General features: G+C 61.2%; 30 protein-coding genes and 2 pseudogenes. 9 read left to right on the forward strand and 23 right to left on the reverse strand.

Going from position 1 to position 26733, the window contains the following annotated elements:
• Positions 1-84 precede the first annotated feature (84 nt).
• The 3 genes and pseudogenes from J2046_RS30450 to J2046_RS30460 form a co-directional block, all read left to right on the forward strand.
• Positions 85-261, forward strand: a pseudogene (locus J2046_RS30450) (ATP-binding protein); the annotation flags it as partial.
• Between the two features lie 18 nt (positions 262-279).
• Entirely contained in the window at positions 280-1068 is a 789-nt protein-coding gene (locus tag J2046_RS30455) for a hypothetical protein (RefSeq protein ID WP_210058240.1), read from the forward strand.
• A gap of 119 nt (positions 1069-1187) precedes the next feature.
• A pseudogene (locus J2046_RS30460) lies at positions 1188-1364 on the forward strand (JAB domain-containing protein); the annotation flags it as partial.
• An 11-nt stretch (positions 1365-1375) separates the two neighbouring features.
• On the opposite strand, the gene J2046_RS30465 reads toward J2046_RS30460, so the two are convergent.
• The 7 genes from J2046_RS30465 to J2046_RS30495 all read right to left on the reverse strand — a co-directional run bounded on the left by J2046_RS30465 (position 1376) and on the right by J2046_RS30495 (position 10000).
• Positions 1376-3187, reverse strand: coding sequence for an ABC transporter ATP-binding protein (locus J2046_RS30465; protein ID WP_210058242.1), 1812 nt, complete (start codon positions 3185-3187; stop codon positions 1376-1378).
• The gene (locus tag J2046_RS30470; RefSeq protein WP_210058244.1) at positions 3184-3948 is read right to left on the reverse strand and encodes a DUF1028 domain-containing protein; all 765 of its coding nucleotides are present in this window, start codon (positions 3946-3948) and stop codon (positions 3184-3186) included. The genes J2046_RS30465 and J2046_RS30470 overlap by 4 nt, the downstream gene beginning before the upstream one ends.
• Positions 3949-3951: 3 nt before the next feature.
• On the reverse strand, positions 3952-5736 hold the full coding sequence (locus tag J2046_RS30475) for a gamma-glutamyltransferase family protein (RefSeq protein ID WP_210058246.1): 1785 nt from the start codon (positions 5734-5736) through the stop codon (positions 3952-3954).
• A 21-nt stretch (positions 5737-5757) separates the two neighbouring features.
• On the reverse strand, positions 5758-6633 hold the full coding sequence (locus J2046_RS30480) for an ABC transporter permease (RefSeq protein WP_210058248.1): 876 nt from the start codon (positions 6631-6633) through the stop codon (positions 5758-5760).
• Positions 6630-7577: an ABC transporter permease gene (locus J2046_RS30485; RefSeq protein ID WP_210058250.1), complete on the reverse strand. Its 948-nt coding sequence runs from the start codon at positions 7575-7577 to the stop codon at positions 6630-6632. Before J2046_RS30485 ends, J2046_RS30480 begins: the two co-directional genes overlap by 4 nt.
• Before the next feature lie 82 nt (positions 7578-7659).
• Positions 7660-9171, reverse strand: a complete 1512-nt coding sequence (locus J2046_RS30490) for an ABC transporter substrate-binding protein (RefSeq protein WP_210058252.1) — start codon at positions 9169-9171, stop codon at positions 7660-7662.
• A 67-nt stretch (positions 9172-9238) separates the two neighbouring features.
• Positions 9239-10000 (reverse strand): FadR/GntR family transcriptional regulator, encoded by a 762-nt coding sequence (locus J2046_RS30495; protein ID WP_210058253.1) that lies wholly within the window; start codon positions 9998-10000, stop codon positions 9239-9241.
• 215 nt (positions 10001-10215) lie between these two features.
• Between J2046_RS30495 and sthA the strand changes: the two genes are divergently transcribed.
• Positions 10216-11712 (forward strand): Si-specific NAD(P)(+) transhydrogenase, encoded by a 1497-nt coding sequence (sthA, locus tag J2046_RS30500; protein WP_210058255.1) that lies wholly within the window; start codon positions 10216-10218, stop codon positions 11710-11712.
• A 60-nt stretch (positions 11713-11772) separates the two neighbouring features.
• Here the strand turns inward: sthA and rpsD are convergent, their stop codons facing one another.
• The gene (rpsD, locus tag J2046_RS30505; RefSeq protein WP_210058264.1) at positions 11773-12390 is read right to left on the reverse strand and encodes a 30S ribosomal protein S4; all 618 of its coding nucleotides are present in this window, start codon (positions 12388-12390) and stop codon (positions 11773-11775) included.
• Between the two features lie 301 nt (positions 12391-12691).
• Between rpsD and J2046_RS30510 the strand changes: the two genes are divergently transcribed.
• Entirely contained in the window at positions 12692-12937 is a 246-nt protein-coding gene (locus J2046_RS30510) for a DUF982 domain-containing protein (protein ID WP_210058266.1), read from the forward strand.
• A gap of 3 nt (positions 12938-12940) precedes the next feature.
• Here J2046_RS30510 and J2046_RS30515 read toward each other — a convergent pair whose 3' ends face one another.
• The 10 genes from J2046_RS30515 to J2046_RS30560 form a co-directional block, all read right to left on the reverse strand.
• Positions 12941-14458: a helicase HerA domain-containing protein gene (locus J2046_RS30515; RefSeq protein ID WP_210058268.1), complete on the reverse strand. Its 1518-nt coding sequence runs from the start codon at positions 14456-14458 to the stop codon at positions 12941-12943.
• Positions 14459-14576: 118 nt separating this feature from the next.
• Positions 14577-14984, reverse strand: a complete 408-nt coding sequence (locus J2046_RS30520; RefSeq protein WP_233470398.1) for a VOC family protein — start codon at positions 14982-14984, stop codon at positions 14577-14579.
• Between the two features lie 11 nt (positions 14985-14995).
• Positions 14996-15628: a LysE family translocator gene (locus J2046_RS30525; protein WP_210058271.1), complete on the reverse strand. Its 633-nt coding sequence runs from the start codon at positions 15626-15628 to the stop codon at positions 14996-14998.
• A 9-nt stretch (positions 15629-15637) separates the two neighbouring features.
• Positions 15638-16009, reverse strand: a complete 372-nt coding sequence (locus J2046_RS30530) for a GFA family protein (RefSeq protein ID WP_037154822.1) — start codon at positions 16007-16009, stop codon at positions 15638-15640.
• Between the two features lie 22 nt (positions 16010-16031).
• Complete coding sequence (locus J2046_RS30535; RefSeq protein WP_210058273.1) at positions 16032-16670, reverse strand: LysE family translocator; 639 nt, start codon at positions 16668-16670, stop codon at positions 16032-16034.
• 67 nt (positions 16671-16737) lie between these two features.
• Positions 16738-17184, reverse strand: coding sequence for a GNAT family N-acetyltransferase (locus J2046_RS30540; protein ID WP_210058275.1), 447 nt, complete (start codon positions 17182-17184; stop codon positions 16738-16740).
• Positions 17185-17248: 64 nt separating this feature from the next.
• The gene (locus J2046_RS30545; protein ID WP_210058277.1) at positions 17249-17485 is read right to left on the reverse strand and encodes a DUF1127 domain-containing protein; all 237 of its coding nucleotides are present in this window, start codon (positions 17483-17485) and stop codon (positions 17249-17251) included.
• 371 nt (positions 17486-17856) lie between these two features.
• Positions 17857-18657 (reverse strand): glutamate racemase, encoded by an 801-nt coding sequence (murI, locus tag J2046_RS30550; RefSeq protein ID WP_210058279.1) that lies wholly within the window; start codon positions 18655-18657, stop codon positions 17857-17859.
• Positions 18638-19468: an RNA methyltransferase gene (locus tag J2046_RS30555; protein ID WP_210058281.1), complete on the reverse strand. Its 831-nt coding sequence runs from the start codon at positions 19466-19468 to the stop codon at positions 18638-18640. Before J2046_RS30555 ends, murI begins: the two co-directional genes overlap by 20 nt.
• Positions 19469-19557: 89 nt before the next feature.
• Positions 19558-20088 carry a hypothetical protein gene (locus J2046_RS30560; protein WP_210058283.1) on the reverse strand — a complete coding sequence of 177 codons (531 nt, stop codon included), beginning with the start codon at positions 20086-20088 and terminating at the stop codon, positions 19558-19560.
• A 227-nt stretch (positions 20089-20315) separates the two neighbouring features.
• Between J2046_RS30560 and J2046_RS30565 the strand changes: the two genes are divergently transcribed.
• From J2046_RS30565 to J2046_RS30575, 3 genes are all read left to right on the forward strand, one after another.
• Positions 20316-21530 carry an NADP-dependent isocitrate dehydrogenase gene (locus J2046_RS30565; protein ID WP_210058285.1) on the forward strand — a complete coding sequence of 405 codons (1215 nt, stop codon included), beginning with the start codon at positions 20316-20318 and terminating at the stop codon, positions 21528-21530.
• A gap of 69 nt (positions 21531-21599) precedes the next feature.
• Positions 21600-22046, forward strand: coding sequence for a GNAT family N-acetyltransferase (locus J2046_RS30570; protein WP_210058287.1), 447 nt, complete (start codon positions 21600-21602; stop codon positions 22044-22046).
• 67 nt (positions 22047-22113) lie between these two features.
• Positions 22114-22743, forward strand: coding sequence for a glutathione S-transferase family protein (locus J2046_RS30575; RefSeq protein WP_210058289.1), 630 nt, complete (start codon positions 22114-22116; stop codon positions 22741-22743).
• 62 nt (positions 22744-22805) lie between these two features.
• Here J2046_RS30575 and J2046_RS30580 read toward each other — a convergent pair whose 3' ends face one another.
• On the reverse strand, positions 22806-23204 hold the full coding sequence (locus J2046_RS30580; protein WP_210058291.1) for a hypothetical protein: 399 nt from the start codon (positions 23202-23204) through the stop codon (positions 22806-22808).
• 382 nt (positions 23205-23586) lie between these two features.
• Between J2046_RS30580 and J2046_RS30585 the strand changes: the two genes are divergently transcribed.
• The gene (locus tag J2046_RS30585; protein WP_210058369.1) at positions 23587-23916 is read left to right on the forward strand and encodes a hypothetical protein; all 330 of its coding nucleotides are present in this window, start codon (positions 23587-23589) and stop codon (positions 23914-23916) included.
• A gap of 78 nt (positions 23917-23994) precedes the next feature.
• On the opposite strand, the gene J2046_RS30590 is transcribed toward J2046_RS30585, so the two are convergent.
• The 4 genes from J2046_RS30590 to J2046_RS30605 form a co-directional block, all read right to left on the reverse strand.
• Positions 23995-24204 (reverse strand): hypothetical protein, encoded by a 210-nt coding sequence (locus J2046_RS30590; RefSeq protein ID WP_210058293.1) that lies wholly within the window; start codon positions 24202-24204, stop codon positions 23995-23997.
• Positions 24205-24467: 263 nt separating this feature from the next.
• Positions 24468-24629 (reverse strand): hypothetical protein, encoded by a 162-nt coding sequence (locus tag J2046_RS30595; RefSeq protein ID WP_200883984.1) that lies wholly within the window; start codon positions 24627-24629, stop codon positions 24468-24470.
• Between the two features lie 256 nt (positions 24630-24885).
• The gene (locus tag J2046_RS30600) at positions 24886-25071 is read right to left on the reverse strand and encodes a hypothetical protein (RefSeq protein ID WP_210058295.1); all 186 of its coding nucleotides are present in this window, start codon (positions 25069-25071) and stop codon (positions 24886-24888) included.
• Between the two features lie 56 nt (positions 25072-25127).
• The gene (locus J2046_RS30605) at positions 25128-26627 is read right to left on the reverse strand and encodes an FAD-dependent oxidoreductase (protein ID WP_233470399.1); all 1500 of its coding nucleotides are present in this window, start codon (positions 26625-26627) and stop codon (positions 25128-25130) included.
• Positions 26628-26733 lie beyond the last annotated feature (106 nt).

Genomic DNA, 26733 nt, shown 5'->3' on the forward strand with positions numbered 1-26733 from the left:
AAATCGACTTGACGCAGGACCAGATCGACATTCTGCGCGCTCGCGCTCAACGTAATAGACGATCGAGGAAACAGGCATCATGAAATCATTGGTGATGCCAAGATGACCACCGCGCTTCTCGACCGGCTCACCCATCATTGCCACATCCTTGAAACCGGAAACGACAGCTTCCGCTTCAAGAACAGTTCAGCGCATGAACCAAAATCGACAAAGGAGAAACGGAGGAGCTTGACCACCACGACGGACACGAACGATATCTAAAAGGCGGGTCACTTCTCGGTGCAAATCCCGGGTCAGCTCTCAACGCAAATCAACAGCATCGACGAACGCGAAACCTCGGAAAAGCCTCGCGATTACTATTATTCTGCTCTCTGGTCACCTTACCGGCCCACCATCGTCTACATAGGGACGATCGCCGTGGGATTGACGATCGTTGAAGCGTCGGAAAAAGTCCTGATGCGGTATATCGGAAACAGCAAGTACATTCGCGAGGCGGATTATACTCCGCCAAGACGATCGCGATATGCAGCCGACCATACGTGGACAACGACAAAAGAAATCCCGTCTGGCCGTCTAAAGCTCGTGATCTGCTGCCCATACCATAGCGTGACCTGGCTCGAGGAATGGGTGGAAACTTCCAAATCGTCGCTGAGTGGCCGTATTCCCGAGATTGTCAGACGTATTGAGAAAGCTGCGGAGGAACTAGTTCCGAAACTCCAGGAAGCGGACCGTCAGGCGGAAGTCCGGCATAAGGAATGGCTTGCCGCCGTCGAACGCTCTCAACGCCAGGAGGACAGGCGGAAAGTGGAACAATCGGTCAAGGATAGCCGTGAAGATCTCGCGCAGATAATTCAACGGTGGTCACATGTTATTTCGGTCGAGCGATTCCTAACGGGGGTTGAGCAGCGCGCGAACGAATTGGACCAGGACAGGCGGGGGCAAGTCCTAGAGCGACTAAACATGGCCCGCGACTTCCTCGGCACGCAGGATCCATTGGATTTCTTCTTGAGTTGGCGAACGCCGGTTGAACGCTATCGCCCCCAGTATCCAGAGGCAGAAAACAATTGAGACCTGAACTCCGATCCTGTGGCGCGATTTCTGTCGGGCGCCATTCTCACCCGCCCGAGTGGTGCTTGTTGAATGGTGCATACGCAGGATTTTGCTTCAACGTGCTTCCGCGTGATCCAACGGGACTGAGCGTGATGCACAACCATCCGAGCGGCGACCCGACGCCCTCGCGCGCCGATATCGATATGACAAAGACGATCATCGACACCGCCAAACCGCTCGGGATCACGGTGCATGACCATATCATCATCGGCAAGGACGGGCATGTCAGCCTGAAAGGCCTCAGGCTGATCTGATTTCCCGGACGTTAGGCCACCTGCACCAGGTGCCCCGCCGATACCTCACGATATTCCCGTTTCGGCGGCCGGTAATCCATCGGGCGCACGGGGCTCTTCAGTTCGTCGTTGGAAATGCCGCGGCGGATGCCGCGCCGCGCCGGGTCCGGCACCGGAACGGCAGCCATCAGTTTCTTTGTATAGGGATGTTGCGGGTTCTCGAAGACGGCAGCCCGCGGTCCGATCTCGACGATCTCGCCGAGATACATCACCGCCACCCGATGGCTCACCCGCTCCACCACCGCCATGTCGTGAGAGATGAACAGGAAGGCGAGGTTCAGGCTCTGCTGCAGGTCGAGCAAAAGGTTGCAGACCTGCGCCTTGATCGACACGTCGAGCGCCGAGACGCTTTCGTCCGCCACGATCACCTTCGGATCAAGCGACAGCACCCGGGCGATAGCAATGCGTTGCCGCTGGCCACCGGAGAATTCGTGCGGATAACGGCTCGCCATGTCGGGTGAAAGCCCCACCTTGCGCAAGAGGTCGGCGGTCTTCTCCCTCGCCTGCTTCACCGTGCCGAGCCTGTGCTTGATGAACGGCTCGGCGATCGCCTGGCCTACCGTCATGCGGGGGTTGAGCGATGAAAACGGATCCTGGAAGATCATCTGGATCGTCTTGCGCATATTGCGCAGGCCGAGCTGATCCAGCCGCAGCACATCGTAGCCGTCGAGCGCCACCTCGCCACCGGTCGGCTCGATCAACCGCATGATTGAACGGCCGGTCGTCGACTTGCCACAACCGGATTCACCGACCAGTGACAAGGTCTCGCCCTGGAAGAGGTCGAAGGAAATGTTCTCGACCGCATGCACGGCACCGGTCTGGCGCGCGAAGAGGCCGGAGCGGATCGGAAAGCGGGTGATAAGGTTCTTCACCGCGAGCACCGGCGTCTTGCGCGTATCGACAGTGCCCGCGACCTCGGCGGGTTCGGCCGCCTCGCCGGTCGAAACATCGACCACGGGGAAACGCGTCGGCCATTCGCGGTTCCGCATCGAGCCGAGCCGCGGCACAGCGGAGAGAAGTGCGCGCGTATAGGGATGCTTGCCGCGGTGGAAGATTTCCTCCGTCGGGCCGCTCTCCACCGCCTCGCCCCGGTACATGACGATGGTGCGGTCGGCGATCTCGGCGACGACGCCCATATCATGCGTGATGAAGAGGACGGACATGCCCTCTTCTTCCTGCAGCACCTTGATCAGATCGAGGATCTGTCCCTGAATGGTGACATCAAGCGCCGTTGTCGGTTCGTCGGCGATGAGCAGTTTCGGCCTCGAGGCGAGCGCCATGGCGATCATCACCCGCTGGCGCATGCCGCCCGAGAACTGGTGCGGGTAATCATCGAAGCGCGCCGAGGCGTTCGGAATGCGCACCTTTTCCAGAAGCCGCACCGTCTCGGCGCGCGCCTCCTGCTTCGACAGGCCCTTATGGCGGGTCAGCACCTCCGAGATCTGCCGACCGATAGTGAAAATCGGGTTGAGCGAGGTCATCGGCTCCTGGAAGATCATCGAGGCATCGTTGCCGCGCACGCCGCGCATCTCCTTCTCGGAGAGCGCCTGCAGATTCTTGCCGGCCAGCAGGATCTTTCCCTCGATGCGGCTCGACCCCGGCGCGAGCAGCCGCATGATCGAAAGCGAGGTGACGCTCTTGCCGGAGCCGGATTCCCCGACGATCGCCACCGTTTCGCCGGGGCCGACGTCGAAGGAGATGTCTCGCACGACGCTCTTCCATTCGCCGTCGACCAGGAAGGAGGTCGTGAGGTTCTTGACGGAAAGGACGGGTGTTTCGCTCATTGGGGCTTCCAGGGCGTGGCAAAGGAGGCGGAGGGGCGGCCTTCCGCCTCGCGGGCGGCTTCAAGTGCTGCGATCTTCTCGTCGATCACCCGGCGGTCGATCATGCCGTGCGGGTTCTCGCGGGTCGGCATGGTCTCGGCGACATGCAGGTAACGCTCCTGCGCCACCGCGTAGAGCCGCCGCAGTTCATGCAGCGGATCGGCATGATCGTCGGCGTGGATGCGCAGCCACGGATAATCCTGGTCGCGATAGATAACCATGGCGGCGGATTGCTTGCCCCGCTTGTCGCCGCCGGCCGCCTCGCCCGCGTCCATGGCATCGAGCAGCCGTTCGGCAAGCGGCGCGCCGACCGCCGCCCTCTCCTTGTAGACGCGCAGCGTCTCGGCGATCACCTGCGGCCCCGCCAGCATGTTGCCAGCGACGGACACATTGTCGTCCACCAGATGGCCGGCCCAGTCGACGCAGTTCTCGCCGGTATAGGCGGCGTTGCGGCCGCTCGCGTCGATCAGGTGGAACTGGCGCTGCCGCCGTCCGTCATCGCGGGCCGTCAGCGTCCCGATGATCTCTTCCGGCAACTTTCCCTCTTCGAGCAGTTTTAGCCCCTCCGTACCGTAGAGCGGACTGACGAAGGCTTGGGTAGCGACCGCGCCCACCCTGCCCCTGATATGCGGCACGGCGGCACCGACGGCGAAGAAGCGGCTCGCGACGGCAATCCCCAGATGACCCGTTTGCGGGTCGCGTGCGACGATCGACCAGGTCATGGACTACCTCCCCACCGCATAGGCTTGCATCAGGCGCGGCGTCGCCGCTGCCCGCATCAGGCCGTCTGCATCGCGGCGGGCGGCGGTCAGACGACCAACGCTCCAGGGATCGGCGACGGTGATCTGGTGGCCGCGGCGGCGCAGTTCGTCCAGGACCTCGGCGCCGATATTGCTTTCCACCATGATGTTTCCCGGCTGGCTGGTGCGCGGATAGAAAGAGCCCGGGAAGTGCGTTGTGTGGAAGAGCGGCATGTCGATCGCCGCCTGCAAGTTCTTCTTGTAGTGGACGTACCGCAGGAAGAACGGCAGTTGCCACTGGTCCTGCTGATCGCCGCCGGGCGTGCCGAAAACCAGTGTCGGCCGGCCCTGGTGCAGCGCAAGCGATGGCGTCAGCGTGGTGCGCGGCCGCTTGCCCGGTGCGAGCGAGGTCGGCAGGCCGGGCTTCAACCAGAACATCTGGGCACGCGAATTCAGTGCGAAACCAAGGCCGGGCACGATCGGCGAAGACTGCAGCCAGCCACCGGACGGGGTGGTCGAGACCATGTTGCCCCAGCGGTCGATGACGTCGATATGTACCGTGTCGCCGCGCTTTTCGGTGAGGTGCGACATGGTCGGCTCGTAAACAGCCCCCTTGCCGCTTACTTTCGCCAGCATCGCCATCGTCAGGTCGAACTGGTTATCGTAACCCGGCACGCGGCCGGGGCGGAGTTCAAGCGAGGCTTCCTTGGTGATCAGCTTGCGGCGCTCGGCGTTGTAGCCTTCCGACAGCAGGTATTCGGTCGGGATCTGGGCAAAGTCCGGATCGCCGTAATAGACCTCGCGGTCGGCATAGGCGAGCTTCATGGCTTCCACCACCACATGCACGAAATCCGGGCCGGCCGGGTCCATCGACGACAGGTCGAAACCCTTCAGGAGCGCCAGCGATTGCAGCAAGACCGGTCCCTGCCCCCAGGCCGGCGTCTTGGCGACGGTCCAGTCGTGGTAATCATAGGTCTGCGGTGCCTCGACGGTGGCACTCCAGTTCGCCATGTCGTCGGCGTTGAGAACGCCCTTATGCCTGGCGCCGCTCGCATCCATCACCGCGGTGGTGCTGACATACTTGTCGATCGCCTCCGCCACGAAGCCGCGGTAGAAGGCGTCGCGGGCAGCCTCGATCTGGTTTTCGCGGCCGGTCTTCGCCTCGGCCTCGGCAATGATGCGCTTCCAGGTTTCGGCAAGGACCGGGTTCCTGAAATTCGCCTGCGGCTCGGGTGCGGCGCCGCCCGGCAGCCAGGTCGCATAGGAGGTCGGCCATTCCTTCTCGAAGAAGCCGGCGAGCCCCTTGATGGTGGCGGAAACACGGGCAAGCACCGGATGGCCGTTTTCGGCGTAGTAGATCGCCGGCTCCAGCACTTCGCGAATGCTCATCGTGCCATAGTCACGCAGCATCAGCATCCAGCCGTCGAAGGCGCCCGGGATGACGGTCGCGAGCAGCCCGTCGCCGGGGATTAGCGTCAGGCCTTCCGACGTGTAATGCTCGATCGTCGCGCCGGCCGGCGCCGGCCCCTGCGCGCAGATGACCTCGACCTTGTCTTTTCTGCTCGAATAGAAGACGGCCGGCATGTCACCGCCCGGACCGCAGAGATGCGGCTCGACGATCTGCAGAACGAAGCCGGTCGCAACCGCCGCATCGAAGGCATTGCCGCCCTTTTCCAGGATCGCCATGCCGACAGCGGATGCGATCCAGTGGGTGGAGGTGACGACGCCGAACGTGCCGAGGATTTCGGGCCGTGTGGTGAATTCGGTCATAATATCGATATTCCTTTCAAATCAGGATTCACGCGGGTCGAGCGCGTCACGCAGACCGTCGCCGAGCAGATTGAAGCCGATGACGACGAGGAAGATGGCCGCGCCGGGCCACATCGCCATCCACGGCGCCTGGGTGAGAAAATTCTTGGCGACGTTCAGCATCGAACCCCAGGAGGGCGCCGGCGGCTGCTGGCCGAGGCCGAGGAAGGACAGGCTGGCCTCGGCTATGATGGCGGTCGCCACCGTCAGCGTCGCCTGCACGATGATCGGTGCGAAGACGTTCGGCAGGATGTAACGAACCATGATCTCCACATGGTTCAGGCCGACGGCACGCGCGCCTTCGACATAATCTTCAGTCTTTACCGCAAGCACCTGGCCACGGGTCAGCCGCACGAAGATCGGCATGGCCGAAAGCCCGATGGCGATCATCGCATTCATCAGGCTCGGGCCCAGGAAGGCGGCGAGCGCGATCGCCATGATCAGGAACGGCATGGCGAGCAGCGCCTCGGTGATGCGCGAGATCACCATATCCACCCAGCCGCCGAAATAACCGGAAACGAGGCCGAAGGGCACGCCGATCACGACGGCGATCGCCACCGAGACGACGCCGGCCATCAGCGATGCCTGCGCACCCCAGATCATCCGGGAGAGGATATCACGGCCGAGATCGTCGGTGCCGAGCCAGTACGCCGCGGACGGCGCCTTGCGGATCGCCGACCAGCTCGTGGCGATCGGATCGATGATCGGCAGGATCGGGGCGGCGACCGCCAGAATGGCGAAGAAAAGAACGATTGCCGCGCCGACGAGCGAGCTTCTGTTTCGCTTCATCTTGCGCCAGGCGCGGCTTTCCCCGCGCTTTGCCACCGTTATGGACGGCACTTGATCGATCGTGGTCATAGCGTTGCCCTCAGACGCGGATTGAGCAGAACGTAGAGAACGTCCGCGATGAGATTCATGAGGATGAAGCCAACGGCCGTGCACAGCACGACGCCCTGCACCACCGCGTAGTCGCGGTTGAAGACGGCATCGACGATCAGCTTGCCGAAACCCGGAATGGTGAAGATCTGTTCTGTCAGGACCGCGCCAGCAAGCAGCTCGCCGAAAAGCAGCGCCGAGAGCGTGACGACGGGAAGCAGCGCATTGCGGAAACTATGGCTCAGGACGACCTCGCGGGGCGAAAGCCCCTTGGCGCGGGCGGTGCGGATATAATCGGCGCTCATGACGCCCACCATGGCGGAGCGCGTATGGCGCATGAGCTGGGCTGCGAGCGCGGTGCCGAGCACAAAGGCCGGCATGATCATGGTCTGTAGAGAGCGCACGGGGTCGACAAAAATCGACTCGTAACCGGAGGCCGGCAACCAGCCGAGATTGACCGAGATCAGCAGGATCAGCATGATTCCGAGCCAGAAATTCGGGATCGACAGCCCGGAAAGCGCGAAGATGTTCGCGATATAGTCGAGGGCCGTATTCTTCTTGACGGCGGCCAGGATGCCGGCCGGTATGCCGATCACGAAGGCGATGATCATCGACATGACAGCAAGCTGAATGGTCACCGGCAACTTCTGCAGGATGAGTTCGAGCACCGGTTGATTGGTTCTCAGTGAAATCCCGAAATCGCCCTGCACGATGCCGCCGAGCCAGCGGACATACTGCACCGGCACGGGATCGTTCAGATGGTATTTCTCGCGCAGGAATTCGATCACCGCCGGATCACGCTCCTCCCCGGCCATGGCGAGAATCGGATCGCCGGGTAAGAGCTTCTGCAGCGAAAAGACGAAGACGGAGATGATCAGCAGGGTCGGGATGGCGACCAGCAGACGCTTTCCAATATAGACAGGCATGATGCCGTCCCTTGTTGAAGTATGCGTTTCAAAGGTGCGAGGGAAAGGTGCCGCACGGGAATCCCCGCGCGGCACCGGCAGATCAGCCTTCTTTCTTGATGCCTTGCAGGCGGATCATCCCGTCGGGGCTCGGCACAAAGCCGCTGACGCTGTTCTTGTAAGCCCAGATCCATGACTGGTGGCCGAGATAGATGACCGGCAGTTCGTCGTTCAGGATGGCGGTCGCCGCGTCGTACTTCTCCTTGCGGATCGCATCGTCGGTCGAGGCGCGCGCCTCGTTGAGCAGCTTGTCGACTTCCGGGTTGCAGTATTTGGTATCGTTGATGCCACCCTTGCAGGTGACGAACTGATGGATATTGCCGTCGGGATCGACGCGGCCGGACCAGTCGGAGCGGCTGAGCTGGTAGTTGCCACGGGTCTGCTCGTCGAGCAGGGTCGCAAATTCCGTCGACTTCAGGCTGACGTCGAAACCGGCTTCCGCCACCATCGACTGGACGATCTGCATCATCTGCTGGGCGACCGGGTTGTTCGGAATCTGCATCTCGATCGGCACACGGTCGAAGCCGGCTTCCTTGATCAAGGCCTTGGCCTTTTCGACATCGCGCGCCGGGACCGGAATCGCTTTGTTGAACCACGGGCTGTTCGGCGGGAAAGGCTGGTTGCCGCCGACGGCCGTGCCTTCATAGACGATCTGGGTCAGGGCATCGCGATCAATCGCCAGCGAGAAGGCCTGGCGCAGGCGCTTGTCCTTGCCGAACGGATTGTCGGCGCGCGGGCCGTTGCCGATGTTCGCATAAAGCGCCATGTAACCGATGTTGACGACGGCATCATATTTCAGGCCGGAATCCCCCTTGACGGACGCAACATCCGTTGGCGCCAGACGCTCGATGAAATCGAGGTCGCCGGAACGCAGGTTGGCGAGGCGAACGGTCGTGTCCGGAATCGGGAGGTAGGTGACCTTATCGATGAAGATCTTGTCCTTGTCCCAGTAATCGGCGAACTTTTCGAGTACGATGCGGTCCTGCTGGACGCGCTCGACAAATTTGAACGGGCCGGCGCAGGCGGGCTTGGAGCCGAAATTGGCGCCGAGTTCCTTGGCAGCCGTCGGCGAGACGATCATGCCCGCGCGGTCGGAAAGCTGGGCGAGCAGCGTCACGTCGGGGGCCTTCAGCGTAAACTTGACTTCCAGCGGGCCGGTCGCCTCGACCTTTTCCACCGAGGAGAGCTCGCTCTTGCGTCGGGATTCGGGCAGCGTCATGTTGCGTTCGATCGTGGCGACCACGGCAGCCGCATCGAGCGGCGTTTCGTCATGGAACTTGACGCCCTCGCGGATCTTCATCGTCAGTTCCTTGCCGTCGGCGGACCAATTCCATTCGGTCGCAAGCTGCGGAACGATTTTCAGATCCGGGGAGACATCGACCAGCTTGTCGCACATGGCGGTGTAGACGATGCGGCCCACGAAGGTGCGGGACTGGGCGGGGTCGAGAACATCCGCATCGTCCTGTAGACCGATACGGAGTTCGGCGGACATGGCCGGAAGAGCAAACAGCGCGCCGGCAAGCAACGCTGTCGTCAGCTTGGCAAGTCGTTTCATATGGTCATTCCTCTCTTTTGGTTTTCTGATTCCTGTTTTTCTGCTGTCCGGCTTGGCTGCCGGCTTCTCATGCAGTCACGTTCCTTGTCTTCAAATCCTCCGGGGCAGTCTCTGCGCCCGTGTGATCGACGGAGGTCGCACGGATCAGCACTTCCTGGAGCCCGAGAAGATGTTCGCGCATCGCCTCCCCGGCTCGCGCCGGGTCCCGTACCTCGATCGCGTCAATGATGCCGGCGTGCTGGATATGGATGGCGCCCTGTCGGCGGTTGCTGGCACGCGCCCGCTCCCGGATAGCCTGCCAGGCTTCGTCCTGGCGAACACGGTTGATGAGGTCGAAAATCGACAGGAAGAGCTGGTTGCCGGCCGCCTGCGCGATCTGGCGGTGAAACGCGCCGTCCCAAAGCTCCTTCGAATCCGCGTCAGTGCTCTCGGCGATCTTGCGGGCAAGATCGCGCATCTTCTCCACATCGCGAGGCTTGGCGCGCATGGCCGCAAGCTGGGCAAGCTGCGGCTCGATCCTCAACCGGACTTCCATGATTTCCATGAAATCGGTGCCGGCGACGAGATCGCCGAGATGTTCGCTCCAGCGAGCGGGCCGTTCGCCGATGAACGTTCCCGAGCCCTGGCGGCGCCAGATCAACCCCTCGGCTTCCAGCACTTCGAGCGCCCGGCGTACCGCGCGACGGCTGATCCCGAGCATCTCGGCCAATGCCCGCTCGGTCGGCAAACGTCCCTCGGCGCCGAATTCCCCGGCAGCCATAAGCTCCCTCAGGCGATCAAGCGCATAGTTCGAATTGTCGTGAGCCTCGCTCGTTTTCCCCTGAACCATTTTTGTACCAATTCTTGATTGGTTCAAGTGGATGGCATTTCGCGTGCACAGTCAAGACACTTTTTCATCATTTTTTGCAACGCACAAAATTTGTGCAGAAAGGTCGAAATCGAGGCTTGGACGCACCGCAATCAAAACTTTAGAATAGGTGGTTACAAACGGAATCGTGAGCGCTGCCGCAGTGCGGCAGCCGGAGTTTCGAAGCGGAGTAATCCATGAACCAATACGACCTCATCGTCGTCGGCAGTGGCCCGGCAGGCCGCCGGGCGGCCATCCAGGCAGCCAAACTCGACAGGAAGGTGCTTGTCATCGAGCAAGGCCGCCGGGTTGGCGGCGTCTCCGTCCATACCGGCACCATTCCGTCGAAAACGCTTCGCGAAACGGCTCTCAACCTGTCCGGCTGGCGCGAGCGCGGCTTCTACGGACGCGCCTATCGCGTCAAAGAGGAAATCAGCGCGGAGGACCTGCGCCGCCGCCTCCTGATCACGCTCGATCACGAGGTCGAGGTCCTGGAGCATCAGTTCGCGCGCAACCGGGTCCAGCACATGCGCGGCAAGGCCAGTTTCGCGGCGAACGAGACATTGGCCATCGTCAAGGACGACGGCGACATCATGCACGTCACCGGCAAGTCGATCCTGCTGGCCGTCGGCACGCGGCCCTTCCGGCCCGACTACATACCCTTCGACGGCAAGACGGTTCTCGACAGCGACGAGTTGCTGGAAATCGAAGAGCTACCGAGGTCCATGGTGGTGATCGGCGCAGGCGTCATCGGTATTGAATATGCGACGATCTTCAGCGCACTCGATACCGCCGTCACGGTCATCGATCCCAAGTCGACCATGCTCGACTTCATCGACAAGGAGATCGTCGAGGACTTCACCTATCAGCTCCGCGACCGCAATATGAAGCTCCTGCTCGGCCAGAAAGCCGAGAAGGTGGAGCGCCTGCCCGGCGGCAAGGTCTCGGTGACGGTCGACAGCGGCCGCCGCCTCGTCACCGACATGGTGCTTTTCGCCGCGGGCCGCATGGGCGCCACCGACACTCTGAATCTCGCCGCCGCCGGCCTGGAAGCCGACAGCCGCGGACGTTTGAGAGTGAACCCCGAGACTTTTGAAACCAACGTTCCGGGCATCTATGCGGCCGGCGATGTCGTCGGCTTCCCGAGCCTTGCCTCGACCTCGATGGAGCAGGGCCGCATCGCCGCCCGTGTCGCCGTCGGCGCGATCGCCAAGGAGCCGCAGAAATATTTCCCCTACGGCATCTATGCCGTGCCGGAAATCTCCACTTGCGGCCTCACCGAAGAAGAAATGAAGGAGCGCGGCATCCCTTATGAATGTGGCATCGCCCGTTTCCGCGAAACCTCGCGAGGCCATATTATGGGCCTCGACACCGGCCTTCTGAAGCTCATCTTCTCGCTGAAAACCCGCCGCCTGCTGGGCGTGCATATCGTCGGCGAAGGCGCCACCGAACTCGTCCATATCGGCCAGGCCGTACTGAACCTCAAAGGCACGGTGGAATATTTCGTCGAGAACACGTTCAACTATCCCACACTCGCCGAAGCCTACAAGATCGCCGGCCTCGACGCCTGGAACCGCATGGGCGAACTGCCGAAGGAAGCACCGATCGCAACCGCCCAGCCGCTCGACACGGCAACCACCGTGACGGGGGCCGAAACCGCAACGACGGAAAAGAAAAAAGCCGCCTCAAAATGAAGCGGCTTTTCCGGAGCCTCGATATGAAAATGGCCCCTTCCGGGGGCCATTTCGTCAGGATCAACGCGAATAGAATTCGACGACCAGATGCGGTTCCATGATGACCGGATACGGCACGTCGGAAAGGCTCGGAACGCGGACGAAGGTTGCCGTCATCTTGTTGTGGTCGGCTTCGATATAGTCCGGAACGTCGCGCTCAGCGAGGCTTACCGCTTCCAGAACCGAAACGAGCTGCTTCGACTTCTGGCGGACTTCGATCACATCACCGGCCTTGCAACGGTAGGAGCCGATGTTGACGCGAACACCGTTGACGGTCACATGGCCGTGGTTGACGAACTGGCGGGCCGCGAAAACCGTCGGCACGAACTTGGCGCGGTAGACGATGGCGTCGAGGCGCGATTCCAGAAGGCCGATCAGGTTCTCGGACGTGTCGCCCTTGCGGCGGTTGGCTTCGTCATAGGTGGCGCGGAACTGCTTCTCGCGGATGTCGCCGTAATAGCCCTTCAGCTTCTGCTTGGCGCGCAGCTGCACGCCGAAGTCGGAAAGCTTGCCCTTGCGGCGCTGGCCGTGCTGGCCCGGGCCGTATTCGCGGCGGTTGACCGGGGACTTCGGACGACCCCAGATATTTTCGCCCATACGGCGGTCAATTTTGTACTTGGACGATTCGCGCTTGCTCATCGCATTTCCTTCTCAATAGGTTACACCGGTTTGTTGCCAAACCGGATCAAGGAAACACGCCCTCCTCTGAGCCTCGATCGAGAAGCTCTGACAGGTTTCTCACGAAAGCGATCGGAGACAACCACGGGACATGTCAAATGAAACACCGGGCGTTGCCACCCGGTGCTGGCGGGGTCTTTAGGCGGATGTCATGGAAATGTCAACAGCAGCGGTTCCTTAACCTCTCAGCAAGGCTGTTTCCAAGGTCGGTTTGACTCTTCGAATCTTCAACCCATCTCATACCTGAGGGAGGTAATGTGTCATGAGACGCACAAACTGGACCAGCCCGTTGAGAGTCGAGGATCCCGAAACCGGCATCATCCGCACTGTCAGGACGGTGCGACAGGCAAAGACCGTACTGGACCGCTTCTGGCCGGCCTATCACGGCAGCCAGCATCATCGGGCCGAACAGGCCTGCGAGGATGCCCTGAAGGGAAAATCCGATCCCACGGAAGCGCGCCGAGCCTTCATCGCCGCTGCCGTGGAAGCGCATTTCCACATTCAGTAAGATCTATTCGGCTGCGGCTCTCGCTTCGCCCTCGTCGGCCGCATCTGCATTGCCGGGCGCGGTTTCCGCCTGCAGGTCCGGGAAGGCGACGACGCGTTTTCCCGAAAAATCCGTGTGGACGACGATCAGCCCCTGCTCCTCGAAGTAACCGAGCAGACGCCGCGCACGGCGGGCCGAATGGGTGCCGTAGGCCCGTGCGATCCGGGCATCCGACGGGCATGGATCGCCGGCAATCGCCGCCTTGGCAATCATCAGGAAAACGCCCTGCAGGTCATCGGAAACACCGGCAGACAGGGACACCGCCGTGGCCCAGGCCTCGCCCGCGGCGGTCTCGGCATCGACGCCCGAGCGGGCGATCGCCGCACGGCGCCGGAATTCCGAAAGCGACAGCGGTGGGCCCGGCAGACGCCGCATGCGGGCGCGCACCAGGAAATCCTGGTAAAGCACTGAATCGGTCCGGTAACCCGATTGCGGATCGTCCAGGATTTCCGAGAGCACGGCGGAAAGCCGTTCCTCACGCTCCTCCGGCGATATCTCCTGCTGGGCGGCGCGCGGCTCCTGCGGCGCGGACGTAGCGGCCGGCATGGAGCGGGAAAGCTCGGCAAGGATATCCGTCGTCGGGCGCAGCGCAGGCGTTGCCCGGCGCACCACGATCGGCCGGGTGAATTCTTCCGGGTCGGGCGTGAAAATCAGATCCTCGACGTCCTGAGGCGCGTCCGGCAGCGGCATCAGCTTCGGGCTCGACGAGCGGGCGGACGTTTCGACCGCGCCGATCACGATCGGCAGCGGCCGCCGCGAGAGCGCCGGGCCGAGGGCGACGAAATTGCCGCGCTTCAAATCCCGGAACATTTCAGCCTGGCGGCGGTCCATGCCTAAAAGGTCGGCGGCACGCGCCATGTCGATATCGAGGAAGGTGCGGCCCATCAGGAAGTTCGAAGCTTCCGCTGCAACATTCTTGGCAAGCTTCGCCAGGCGCTGGGTGGCGATGACACCGGCGAGCCCCCGCTTGCGGCCGCGGCACATGAGGTTGGTCATCGCACCAAGCGACAGCTTTCGCGCATCTTCGGACACATCGCCGCCGACGGAAGGCGCAAACATCTGCGCCTCGTCCACCACGACGAGCACCGGATACCAGAATTCCCGGTCGGCATCGAACATGCCGTTCAGGAAAGCGGCGGCAGCCCGCATCTGCTCCTCGAGGTCGAGGCCTTCGAGCGTCAGCACGCAGGAGACCCGGTGCTGGCGGATGCGATTGGCAATGCCGGCAAGTTCGGCTTCGGTGCGTTCTCCATCGACCACCACATGGCCGAACCTGTCGGAAAGAGTGACGAAGTCGCCTTCCGGATCGATCACCACCTGCTGCACCCATTGGGCCGATTGTTCGAGCAGGCGCCGCAGGAGATGCGACTTACCTGAGCCGGAATTGCCCTGCACGAGCAGGCGGGTGGCCAGAAGCTCCTCGATATCGAGCTTGGCCGGATCGCCCCCGGACACAATTCCCATATCGATGCCGACTTGCAATGCACTTTCCTCTTACGCCGTCTCTTCGCGGCTCCTCACTGGGCCGCGACTCTTGAGCCTTAACAGAGATCGGGATTCGTTTCGCCGGGCAAGAGCGAAAATGCACAGGGCTTTGCAGCTACTCGAAATTGATCTGCCAGGAAACGCCGAAGCGGTCGTTCAGCCAGCAGAACTTTTTGCTGAAGCCGTAATTGTCGATCGGCATCAGAAAGGACCCGCCTTCACCCAGAGCTCCAGCCAGCCGCTCAAGTTCCTCCTCCGTCCCGCATTCCACAAAGAACGAAAAGGATGGCGTGAAATCGAAGGCGTGCCTGACCGGACTGTCGATGCAGTCGACCTTCTGGCCGGCAAGCTCGAAGGTGGCGCGAAACACGCTGCCTTCCGCTCCCATCTCGCCTGGTTTGTAATGCTTGATGTCGATTACCCGGCTTTCCGGCAGAACCGAGGTGTAGAAAGTGATCGCTTCCTCGCATTTGTTGCCCTGGAACATCAGGAAAGGCCGGACGGATTTGGTCGGGCTTACCATTATATTCTCCATCAGGATGCGGCTCGACGGTAGAACGCAAGCGAACCGGCAAGCGCCAGAAGTGCGCCGCCGCAGGCACGGTCCAGCCAGAGCGCGCCTTTCCGCTTCAGCAGATGCACGGCCCGTGACCCGAGCAGCGCATAGGCAAACATGACCATAAAGTCGATCAGAGCAAAAACGATCGCGAGAATGGCATATTGCGGAACCTGCGGCGCATCAGGCGCGATGAACTGCGGCAGGAAGGCCGAGAAAAATAGATACCCCTTGGGATTGGTGACAGCGACGAGAAAGCTCTTCAGGAAAATCGACCTTGCAGACCCCGAGCCTGACGCCGTCGCACCTTCCGTAACGTCAAGCGACCCCTTCGACCTCAAAAGCATGATACCGAGGAAGGTGAGATAGGCCGCTCCCAGCCATTTGACGATCGTGAACCAGAATTCCGAGGCGGCAAGCAGCGCGCCAAGACCGAGCGCTACAGCACCGATCAGCACGAAATCCGAGAACATGGCACCCGCCATGCCGGGAAGCGCGCGGCCGAGACCGTAGCGCGAGCCGTTTGTGAGCGCCAGCAGCACGGTCGGTCCGGGCGTTGCGATACCAATGAAGGCGACGATCGCGAATGCGAGCAAGGTCACTTCACTCATCTCTCCCTCCTACCAAAGATTCTTGCCGTCGATGACCGTATGCGGCCACTCCTCGGCGTCGAAATCGTCGAACAGACGCGCGTTCACCCCGAAGCGGCGCGTCTTGCCATCCCAGGTGCCGTCCATCTGGAAATCCGGGCTGTCGCTATAAGTCGTACAGCCACAGATGCCGCAGAAATGGTGCGCCACCAGCTTCGTATTCCAGCGGTAGACGCTGTCGCTCGCGGGATCCGCCTTCACGCGAACCTGCTTCGGCTCGTAGTAGGCGTAAAGCGTGCCGCGCCTGGAGCAAAGGGAACAGGTGCAGCGGGTGAGCGCCTGCGGCAGTTCGCCGTCGATTTCGAAAACGGTCCCGCCGCAATGACAACGTCCGGTCAGCATCGGATACTCCTCCCAGATTTCCTCAGGCGGCGGCGCGCTTGAAGCCGATCGACAGGAGGCCTGCGCCGATCATCAGCGAACCGCCGGTGCGGTTCACAATCCTCTGGACCTTCGGCTTGCGGATCTGATTGCGCGCCAAAGCGGCAAGCAGCCCGTAAAGGGTGGCATTGAGCGTCGCGAGCGTCAGGAACGTTACCTCGAAAATCGCCATCTGCATAAAGAGCGGCTGGGTCAGATCCAGAAACTGCGGCAGGAAAGCCACGAAGAAGACGATGCTCTTCGGGTTCAGCGCCGTCACCGCGTAGGCATGCAGGAAGATGCGGAAGGGTTTTGCCGATGGCGTCTCAGCCTCTTCCAAATCGGCCGCACGTTCGGAGACCGGAGCGCGCCAAAGCTTGATGCCGAGATAGATGAGATAAGCGGCCCCCGCCCATTTCAGAACCGTAAAGAGCGCCGCGGATGTCGCAAGCAGCGCGCCGAGGCCGAGCATCGAGGCCGTCATCGCGGTGAAATCACCAAGCGCGACCCCTGCCACAGTCGCCGAGGCGACATTTCGTCCGTGGCTGAGCGCATAGGAAATGACGAGCAGGATCGTCGGGCCGGGAATGGCGAGCAGGACGGACGAAGCGGCGACGAAGGCGAGCCAATGTTCAAGCGACATGCGGAATTCCTCTCGATGGGAACGCGAGCAAGCCACCGATTTTTCCACTTGGCAAGCGGTGTTTTGTTCAGTTTTCACGTACCCATCGATAAAGCACGTCCGGCTCCTTTTCCTCGTTCGCCGCGCCGTCGGTCTGTGCGACGGCCATGAAGCCGTGCCGCTCATAAAAGCGGCGGGCAGCGATATTGCGCTGAAAAGTCCAGAGGAAAAGCCGCGAATAGGCCGTCCTGGCGATATCCAGAAGCGCCGAACCAATCCCCTGCGCCTGCGCTTCCGGCAGGATATAAAGCTGGTCGATCCAATCCTCGCGAAAAGCGATAACGCCGAGCAAGGTCCCGTCCCGCTCGGCGCCCCATATTTCGCAGACCGGGAAGAGATGATTACTCCAATAGCCGTGATCCTCCTGCGGCGTATGCAGGCCGGCGAGCCAGGGCAATCGTTCGTCAAAGGCGGCGCGATGCACGCGCGCGGCAGCCGGTATGTCGGTAAGGGTTAGTCTGAGGATGTTCTGCATCATCGTATCGTCAGCCGAAAAGAGCCCCGGCGAACAAGCCGTCAGGGCCCAATCGTATCCCATCTCAAGGCCGGACGTCCCAAAAGGAACGCCTCGCCTCGCCGGGCGCGTCCTCGCTTTCCGGCAAGCCGATATCCCGGCGCATCCGGTTGGACAGGTCGGCGATGTCGTTCCTCACCCGGCGACGCCTCCAGACAGCGAGGAACAACGCATGCGCCGTTTTCCAGGCGCCATGTTCCCGGCACAGTTCATCGACCGTCGCCGAAAGAGATTCGGCAACCAAAGATTGCATTCTGGACATAGTTTTTCCGTCCCGGCGCCGTCACGCGGCCAGGTCCTCTCGAAGAGAAAGACGCATGCGGGCAGACGACGAAATTCCGTCAGCCGCTCACGTCAGTTCAGGTTTGGGAAACGCCAAAAGGCGGATTACGAGCGTATATCAGGCCCGGAAGCAGATTCCGGTTGGCTTGGATACGCCAAGCATCGACCCTGCAAGGGTCGCTCCGCCAAACAGGCGTACAGACACGGTCATCGATTCCATTGCACGCCTCCTTTATTCGAGTTGCGGATGGCGTTCATGATACACGAGCGCCGGCGCTCGGCAAGAACACAATCGCGAATTGCAAAGATCCCGCGAATCCGTTGCGGAAATACAACACAAACCAAGGACACTTACGCCCGCAAGCCGAACCCCTGCATCAGCCGCCGGGTCGCGAAATCCGGATTGCCGGAGGTGAAGACGGCGAAGTCGGAATTGTCCGGATGCTCGGCCCCATCCATGAGCGGTACTTTCCGTCGCGCCTGTCTTGCGATCGCCTCTGCCGGATCGAGCCAGTCGACCGGCCATGGCGCCAGCCGCCGGAAGACATTGGCCATGAAGGGATAGTGGGTGCAGGCAAGCACGACGATATCGGTCTTCCTGCCGTCCTTTTCGATGAAGCAGGGAGCGATTTCTGCCATCACCGCTTCGTCGGGGATCGTCTCGCCGCGGATATAGGCTTCCGCCATGCGGGCGAGGTTTTCGGAGCCGACGAGCCGCACGTGGCATTGCGTCGCGAAGGACTGAATGAGGTCGCGCGTATAGGCGCGCTTCACCGTACCCGGTGTGGCGAGCACCGAGACGAGGCCCGAACGGGTGCGTTCCGCCGCCGGCTTGATCGCCGGCACCGTGCCGACGAACGTCATGTTCGGGAATTTTTCGCGAAGGTCCGCGCCGGCCAGCGTGAACGCCGTGTTGCAGGCGATGACACAGACTTCGGGATCGTAGTCCTTCAGGAGCTTTTCGAAGAGTGAAAGGATGCGCTCCTTCAGCGCGGGCTCCTCCCGGCCGCCATAGGGAAAGCCCGCGTCGTCGGCCACGTAGATGAAGCCGCGTTCCGGCATCAGCACACGCGCTTCACGCAGCACGGTCAGCCCGCCGATGCCCGAATCGAACATCAGCACCGGCTTCAATTCATTTCGCGTCTCCGTCATCCCCCATCTGCTCCCCTGGCTCGCCGGCCTTCGTCTGCTGTTTCGGCCATCTGCGCGGAAAGCGGTCGAGCGAATTGATCACGCCCCGAAACACGCTGATCTCCTGTTCCGTGAAATCCCGCCGCGAGAGGACGGCGCGGAGATTGTCGATCATTTTGGGCTTTTTCGCGGGCGGATGAAAATAGTTGCGGGCGTCGAGCGCCTCTTCCAGATGTTCGAACAGGCCAAAGACCTGTTCCTTTGTGGAAGGCCGCTGTTCGACCGGCTGGAAGAGAGTTTCGGACAGGTCCTCCATGCCCGACTTCATCCACTCATAGGACATCAGCAGCACGGCCTGGGCGATGTTGAGCGAGGCGAAGGCTGGATTGACCGGAAAGGTGACGATCTCGTCGGCGAGCGCCACCTCCTCGTTGGTAAGGCCCCAGCGCTCGCGGCCGAAAAGGACGCCGGTCTTTTCGCCGGCCCGGAATTTCGCCCGCAATGTCTCGGCCGCGACCACCGGCGAGCGTACCGGCTTGAAGCCGTAGCGCTCCCGCGCGGTCGTGGCATAGACGAAATTGAGGTCGCCGATCGCCTCCTCAAGCGTCTCATAGACCTTGGTTCCGTCGATGACATGATCGGCCTTGGAGGCGGCGGAACGGGCCTTCTCGTTCGGCCAGCCGTCGCGCGGGTTGACGAGACGCAGTTCGGCGAGCCCGAAATTGGCCATGGCGCGCGCCACCATGCCGATATTTTCGCCAAGCTGTGGCTCCACCAGGACGACCGCCGGCCCCTCGGCGATCAGTTCGCGCTCGCTATTCGTGCCTGACATGGTCCCTTTCCGATGATTGTCCGCGCGGAAATAACCAGCGCGGCCCGGATCGGCAAGGGGGTTGAAAGCTGTTAGCCGCTGTCGAAGCCTTATTCGCCCTTGGCGATCGACTGCATTTCCTCGATGAGAGAATCCCGCTCGCCATCAGCAACGCGATGGATATCGTCGATGACCGGCCTGCCATCCTCCTCGACCACGTCGAAATGCACTTCGCTGACGCTGTCCTTCACCTCCGGTTCGTCGACACAGGTCCACATCTTGAAGGTGACCGTCACGTCCGTTGATCCGTTGGCGCCTGGCGCGGAGTTCATCGTGATGTCCTTGAGCGGACAGCCGTCCTGCGAACTGGTGATAACGTCGTAACCGAAGGGATCGCCCGGCTGATTGTTCTCGGTCTCATAGGCCGGATGCTTGGCGGCTTCCGCATAGGCACCCTGAAATTTCCTGCTGAACAGTCGCGCCAGCGGGTCCGGATCGAAGATGTACTTCCATTCGCTGTCGACAGTGTTCCAGTTGTCCTCGGTGACCTTCATCACCTCCTTGATCGGATCGGTGGCGTCAGTCGCCATGGCGAAGATGGAGGTCAGCGAAAAGACGATGGCGAGCGGCAAGGTCCGCATGGCGATGATCCGATTTGTTCGAGAGGGATTCCGGCGGACATTAAACCGGGTTTGTGGTTTGGCAAGGGCAATCCTTCGCGAACGCGAAGACACGGCGATTTCTCGCGCGAAAACCCGCGCGCAGCGAGCCGAATGCCTTTGCGTTCCGGCCCGGCGATGCTATAGCGCACCCCACTGGTGTCCACCCGTCGGGATCAACGGTCCCCCTTAGTCTCAAGAGGAATTCCATGCAAAAGATCAAGGTAGCAAACCCTGTCGTCGATCTCGACGGCGACGAGATGACCCGCATCATCTGGCAGCTCATCAAGGACAAGCTGATCCTGCCCTATCTCGATCTCGACATCGAATATTACGACCTTTCGGTCGAGAACCGCGACGCAACCAACGACCAGGTGACGATCGACGCCGCCAACGCCATCAAGAAGCATGGCGTCGGCATCAAGTGCGCCACGATCACACCGGACGAAGCCCGCGTGAAGGAATTCAACCTCAAGGAAATGTGGAAGAGCCCGAACGGCACGATCCGCAACATTCTCGGCGGCGTCATCTTCCGCGAGCCGATCATCTGCAAGAACGTGCCGCGCCTCGTTCCGGGCTGGACCAAGCCGATCGTCGTCGGCCGCCACGCCTTCGGCGACCAGTACCGCGCCACCGACTTCAAGTTCCCCGGCAAGGGCAAGCTGACCATCAAGTTCGTCGGCGAGGACGGCCAGGTCATCGAGAAGGAAGTCTTCAACGCGCCGGGCGCCGGTGTGGCCATGGCCATGTACAACCTCGACGAATCGATCCGCGAATTCGCCCGCGCCTCTATGATGTACGGCCTGATGCGCAAGTGGCCGGTCTATCTCTCCACCAAGAACACCATCCTGAAAGCCTATGACGGCCGCTTCAAGGATATTTTCGAAGAAGTCTACCAGACCGAGTTCAAAGCCGAGTTCGACAAGATCGGTATCACCTACGAGCACCGCCTGATCGACGACATGGTCGCCTCCGCCCTCAAGTGGTCCGGCGGCTATGTCTGGGCCTGCAAGAACTATGACGGCGACGTCCAGTCCGACACGGTCGCGCAAGGCTTCGGCTCGCTCGGCCTGATGACCTCGGTGCTGCTCACCCCGGACGGCAAGACGGTCGAAGCCGAAGCAGCCCACGGCACGGTCACCCGCCACTACCGCCAGCACCAGAAGGGCCAGGAAACCTCGACGAACTCGATTGCCTCGATCTTCGCCTGGACCCGCGGCCTCGCACACCGCGCCAAGCTGGACGACAATGCCGAACTCGCCAGGTTCGCCCAGACGCTCGAGGAAGTCTGCGTCGCAACCGTCGAGTCGGGTTTCATGACCAAGGATCTCGCGCTCCTCATCGGGCCGGACCAGCCATGGCTCTCCACCACCGCCTTCCTCGACAAGATTGACGAGAACCTCCAGAAAGCGATGGCTGCGTAAGCCCCAAAAATCGGCTAGACATCGAACGGCAGGACGCAAGTCCTGCCGTTTTCTTTTGGGGAATCAGCCATGACAACCACCGTCCGCCCGCTTGAACCCTCCGACCGCCCCCAATGGGAGCCGCTCTGGGAGGCCTACCTGCGTTTCTACGAAACCGTGCTGCCGAAGGAGCAATACGACCTCACCTGGAGCCGGCTGCTTGATCCCGCCGAGCCGATGCATGGTTTCGGCGCCTTCAACGAGAGCGCAAAAATGGTTGGCATCGCGCACGTGATCTTTCACCGCTCCTGCTGGCTGCCGGACTGGACCTGTTATCTGCAGGACCTCTATGTTGCGATGAGCGAGCGCGGCAAAGGCACCGGCGAAGCGCTGATCGACGCTGTCGCGGATCTCGCCCGCAGCAACAAGGCCGGCCGGCTTTACTGGCTGACCCATGAGAGCAACGCTACCGCCCGCAGGCTTTACGATCGCGTCGCGCAGAATTCCGGTTTCATCCAGTATCGCAAGCCGCTGTGAGCGCATCTGTCTTGATTCTGCAACATCCGGATTTTAGCACTGAGGCAAAGATCAAGAGGAGGACGTCATGACGGATGAGCTGATCCTTTACACCAACCCGATGTCGCGCGGGCGCATCGTCCGCTGGATGCTGGAGGAAGTCGGCGTTCCCTACCGCACCGAGATCCTTCAGTTCGGCACGACAATGAAGGGCGACGCCTACAAGACCGTCAATCCCATGGGCAAGGTGCCGACGATCGTTCACAACGGCAAGGTCGTGACCGAATGCGCGGCGATCTGCGCCTATCTCGCCGATGCCTTTTTCGAAACGGGCCTTGCGCCCCCGACCAACCGACGCGCCGATTATTACCGCTGGCTCTTCTTCGGGGCAGGCCCGCTGGAAGCAGCCGTCAGCAACAGGGCGCTCGGCTTCGAGGTGCCGCCCGAACGCGAGCGAATGATCGGTTATGGCAGCTATGCCGACGTGATGGACACGCTCGAAAAGGCAGTGCAGGCGAACCCCTATATCGCCGGGGATATGTTCAGCGCCGCTGACGTCTATGTCGGTGCCCAGATCGGATGGGGCTTGCAGTTCGGCACGATAGAAAAACGTCCGGCCTTCGAGGAGTATTTCGGGCGGCTCGCTTCGAGAGAAGCTTGCCGGCGCGCCAATGAAAAAGACAATGCCGCGGCGGCCGAACTGCAAAAGGCAGGGTGATACTGCCAGAATACCCGATTTCAATCAGACTTCCGACAAGCAAGGGCTGCCTTGGCGCCTTTCTAATGCCTGGAGCGCTCGCAATTGGGGGCGGTAGAGATTCGGACGCCGTCGGGACGGCCACGATTACTGCCTCTCTTGCCGTACCCGTCGATATCATAGTATCGGCGGTGCACCGACCTGATACGCGGATCGTCCAGATATCTCGAAGCCGCGGCCAGAGCCTGACGGGGGCTGCAGCCTGGCCGACCATATTCGCCATATCTGCGCTCGTACCGCCGATCGTCGCGCCACTCATCACGGCGGTAATATCGCCTGTCGTCGTCCGGTCTGACGATGCGAACGTCGCCATCGCCGAAGTCGAATTGCACGACCTGGGCGACTGCCGGTCCCGGCAGGACGCCCAAACCCACAAGCATGGCGGACATGCCCGCCAGCAAAGCCAGTTGTTTCGCTTTCATGTGTTCCTCCCAGCTGGGCTCAAAAACGAGTTCCAATTTAGTGTCGGCAAAATGAACGGGAGCATAACAAGTTCCATCCCACCCTCCCGGCCGCCAGATTACTGCACAGGCTGTATAGAAGGCTCCAGTCCGAGAAGCGCGCCGGATCTTCGGCCAAATGGCGAATGCTTTTCGGGAAGCAGACCTTGCGTGACCTACAAAACAACGCCGATTACTACCGCTGGCTCCGCTTCGCGGCCGATCGGCCGGTAAACGCCAGGTAATCCGCAAATACACATTTAAGATTCATGATGAATCCGCCCACGCGTTGCCGCCTGAATAGATTATGTTAGGAAGACCTTGCCCGATTCCGGGCTGAGGGGATTTATCCGTGACAAAGTTTATGTATGCCACTGCGGGCGCTCTCGCAGCTATCTTCATATCGGCCAGCGCATCGCAGGCCGAGGACCTCGTCTTCATGCTGACGAACAAGACGAAAGGGACGCTCGAGCGCTTCTATACATCGCCAGTCGGCATCGACGAGTGGGAAGAGGATGTTTTCGGCGATGACGTACTCGGCCCGGGCGAGAGCATCGAGATCACCATCGCCGATGGCCGCGCGGTCTGCAAATACGACATGCGTTTCGAATTCACCGAGGACTCCGATTTCGAAGACCTCGAAGACACGCAGGACCTTTGTGAGATGGGCTCCTACACTATCACTGCCAAGTGACAAGCGTCCGCTTCGACCTGCTCACAACCCCGCCTCGTGCGGGGTTTTTGTTGTCGGAAAAGCTTTCTTCTGCCGGCGCTATTCTTCGGCATCGAACGCCAGAGATGTCGCAAGATATCCGAGCCCGAAAACCGAGCCGAAGCCGTAGATCGTCAGCCATATCTCCAGGAGCCCGATGGAAAGGATCGAACCGGATAGCGACTGCGTCAGTATGGCGACTGCGGTCGCAGCGCCCAGCGCAAAGCCGATCGACACTCGAATGAGGATGTAACTGATCAGAGCGGGCATGTTTCTGCTCCGGCATGTCCCCTGGAGCAGATAACCGGAAATGCCGGCAAAAGTTCCGCCACCGGATTTCGCCAGGACGCCAGACAGCCGCCTGCCCCAGCGGCGCGAACGGATTCGCACCTGAGCGCGTCAATCAAGCCGGATGCAGGCGCCGGAATGCTGCAAGGCAAACGCAAGAACCGGTGCTCTTGCTCAAAAGCGCCGGCTGGAACCGGCGCGGCAAGCATAACCCCGGCTGTATTATCCGATTTACAGGGAGCCGCTCAGTTTGAGGGAGCAGGCGTCGTCGGCGCAGGCGTGGTCGGGGCTGTCTCCGTCCCCGTCCCGGTCCCCGCAGGCGGCGTTGTGGAGCTCGGCCACAGGAAAAGGGCCAGCAGGATGACGACGATGACCACGATGATGCCGATGATTGCGTTTCTGCTCATGGGTTCCTCCCCTCACGAAACGATCGGTGGAACAATCATGGCCGACTGTGGCGAGAGTGTGGACTGATGAGCGGCTTTTTGGAAGGGACGGCAACTCCTTTTCGGGTTCGCCGCCAGTATTCCGCTGTTTCGACGCTCATCATCCTCCGCCTGGCTGATGTCAGCGGCAGCATGGACCGGCTATCGGTCGTGAGCAACGTCTGAAGCCGGCGCAGAATCCGAAATGGTCGCAACACAAGCGCTGCAATGTCGACCGTCAGATCGAGATATGTGCCTGAATGTAGTCGATATTCTCCTTGATCGGGATATCGCCTGCTGCCGTCACCAGTTTGGTAAACTGACCATCCTCGTGCGGTAGGATTGCAACCACCTGTTCAAAGTTGACCAGAAGGTTCACGCCGTCGGACCGCGTGACTTTTAGCCATAGGCCCTGATTGTTCATCTTATCCTCCCAAGGGGCAGGGTTTTCCGTAATGCCCCATTCGTGGTGCGAGCCGTTCAATCGCTCTGCACCGGCAAGGATCTATCTTTATCTCTATTTCTGTCTTCTGAGGAATCGCAATCGACTGCATCGCGGACAAAAGCGCCTTGAGCGCGCAAGGTCGACTGCAACTCCGCAATCTCGACATCCCGCGGTGTCACACCGCGGTTGGCCGCAATGCCTGCCGCCGCTCCCGCCGCCTGCCCCGTCAGCCAGCATTGGGGAATTTCCCGCATGAAACCATGGCTGTTCGCATCGCAGGAGATGTGACGCCCGGCCGCCAGCAATCCGTTCAGCCTCAGAGGCACAAGGGCTCCGTAAGGCACGGAAAGGACCGGAAACTTCGGAGAAACCGAGGGACTGACGCCCACCTCGTCGGGTTGGATCGCGCCGCTCCCCCACTGACTGCGCTCGATCCGCCCGACACCCGCCAGACGCCTCGTGTGCCGGACGCCGAGTTGCGGCGCACTCAGGAGCATGTAGGCGTCCTTGAAACCCGGCGCATGCTTCCGGAAGAATTCGCAATGCGACTGCATGAAACGATGCGAGCGGATTTCGACTTCGGTCATGTCGTCCACGTTGAGCGCCGAGAGGCCCGATTGCCGGGGACCCAGGAAAAGCGCAATGTCGTTGCGCCAGGAAACGTAGGGCGTCTGAAAGAAGCCGAGCTGCTCGCGTCCCAACGTGTTGAAATCCGCAAATGCCTGTTCTTCCGTTCCGCGGAAAGCCAGCCATGTCTCCATGTCCACGCCGCCCAGCATAAAGCCCGTATTCATCGAGTGATGGACGTCGCCTTCCTCGATGTCGGCCTCGAAGCTTGCTCCCGCACGCGCAAAGATGTCGCCGTCGCCGGTACAGTCCACCACGACCTTGGCCAAGATCGCCTGGCGCCCCTCTTTGCTTTCGAAGATCACGCCCTGGACGGCGCCGTCCTGCACGACCGGCATCGCTGCCCAGGAATGGAAGACAATCCGCACCCCTGCCTCGATCAGCATTTCCTGTGAGGTCAGTTTCAGTCTCTCGGGGTCAATGGTCGGGGCCCAGGTGACGATGCCGTGAAAGGCGGATGTTCGGAGCCGCCAATGTTTCGCAAGATCAGGGTCCCGCACGCCCCAAAGCGCCCTGTCCGGGCCGGCCACGGCTTCAGGGGGAAGTCGGCCGATCGCCTCCTCGGCAAATCCGCGAATGACCTGCCGCCCTTCCCAATCGGTCATCCGGTCGATCCAGATCACGACGCCGCCCGTGGAAAGTCCGCCGAGATGATTGTAGCGCTCCAGGACCACGACCTCCGCCCCGGTTCTGGCCGCGGCAAGTGCGGCCGCGGTTCCGGATGGTCCGCCGCCCACGACCAGCACATCACAGCGATGATAGAGGGGAATATCGCGCGCTTCTTCCCTCAGAACCCCCTCGCCGTTGCGACGGGGGAAAACATACTGCCCCGATTCAAAGATGTCAGAGCTCAGGAAGCGGTTTTCGCTCTGGCGTATCTCCTTCACCGATACGTTCCGCTCATTCATGGCATCCTCCCTCATTTCCGCCGGCCACCGCTCCCGCGCGAGCCGAAGCGAAATTAGCCCGGGAAAAGGAGCCTCGGAAAGATACCAATATGCCGATAGAGCTTTC

The organism is Neorhizobium petrolearium (assembly GCF_017873175.1).
Classification (GTDB): Bacteria; Pseudomonadota; Alphaproteobacteria; order Rhizobiales; family Rhizobiaceae; genus Neorhizobium; species Neorhizobium petrolearium.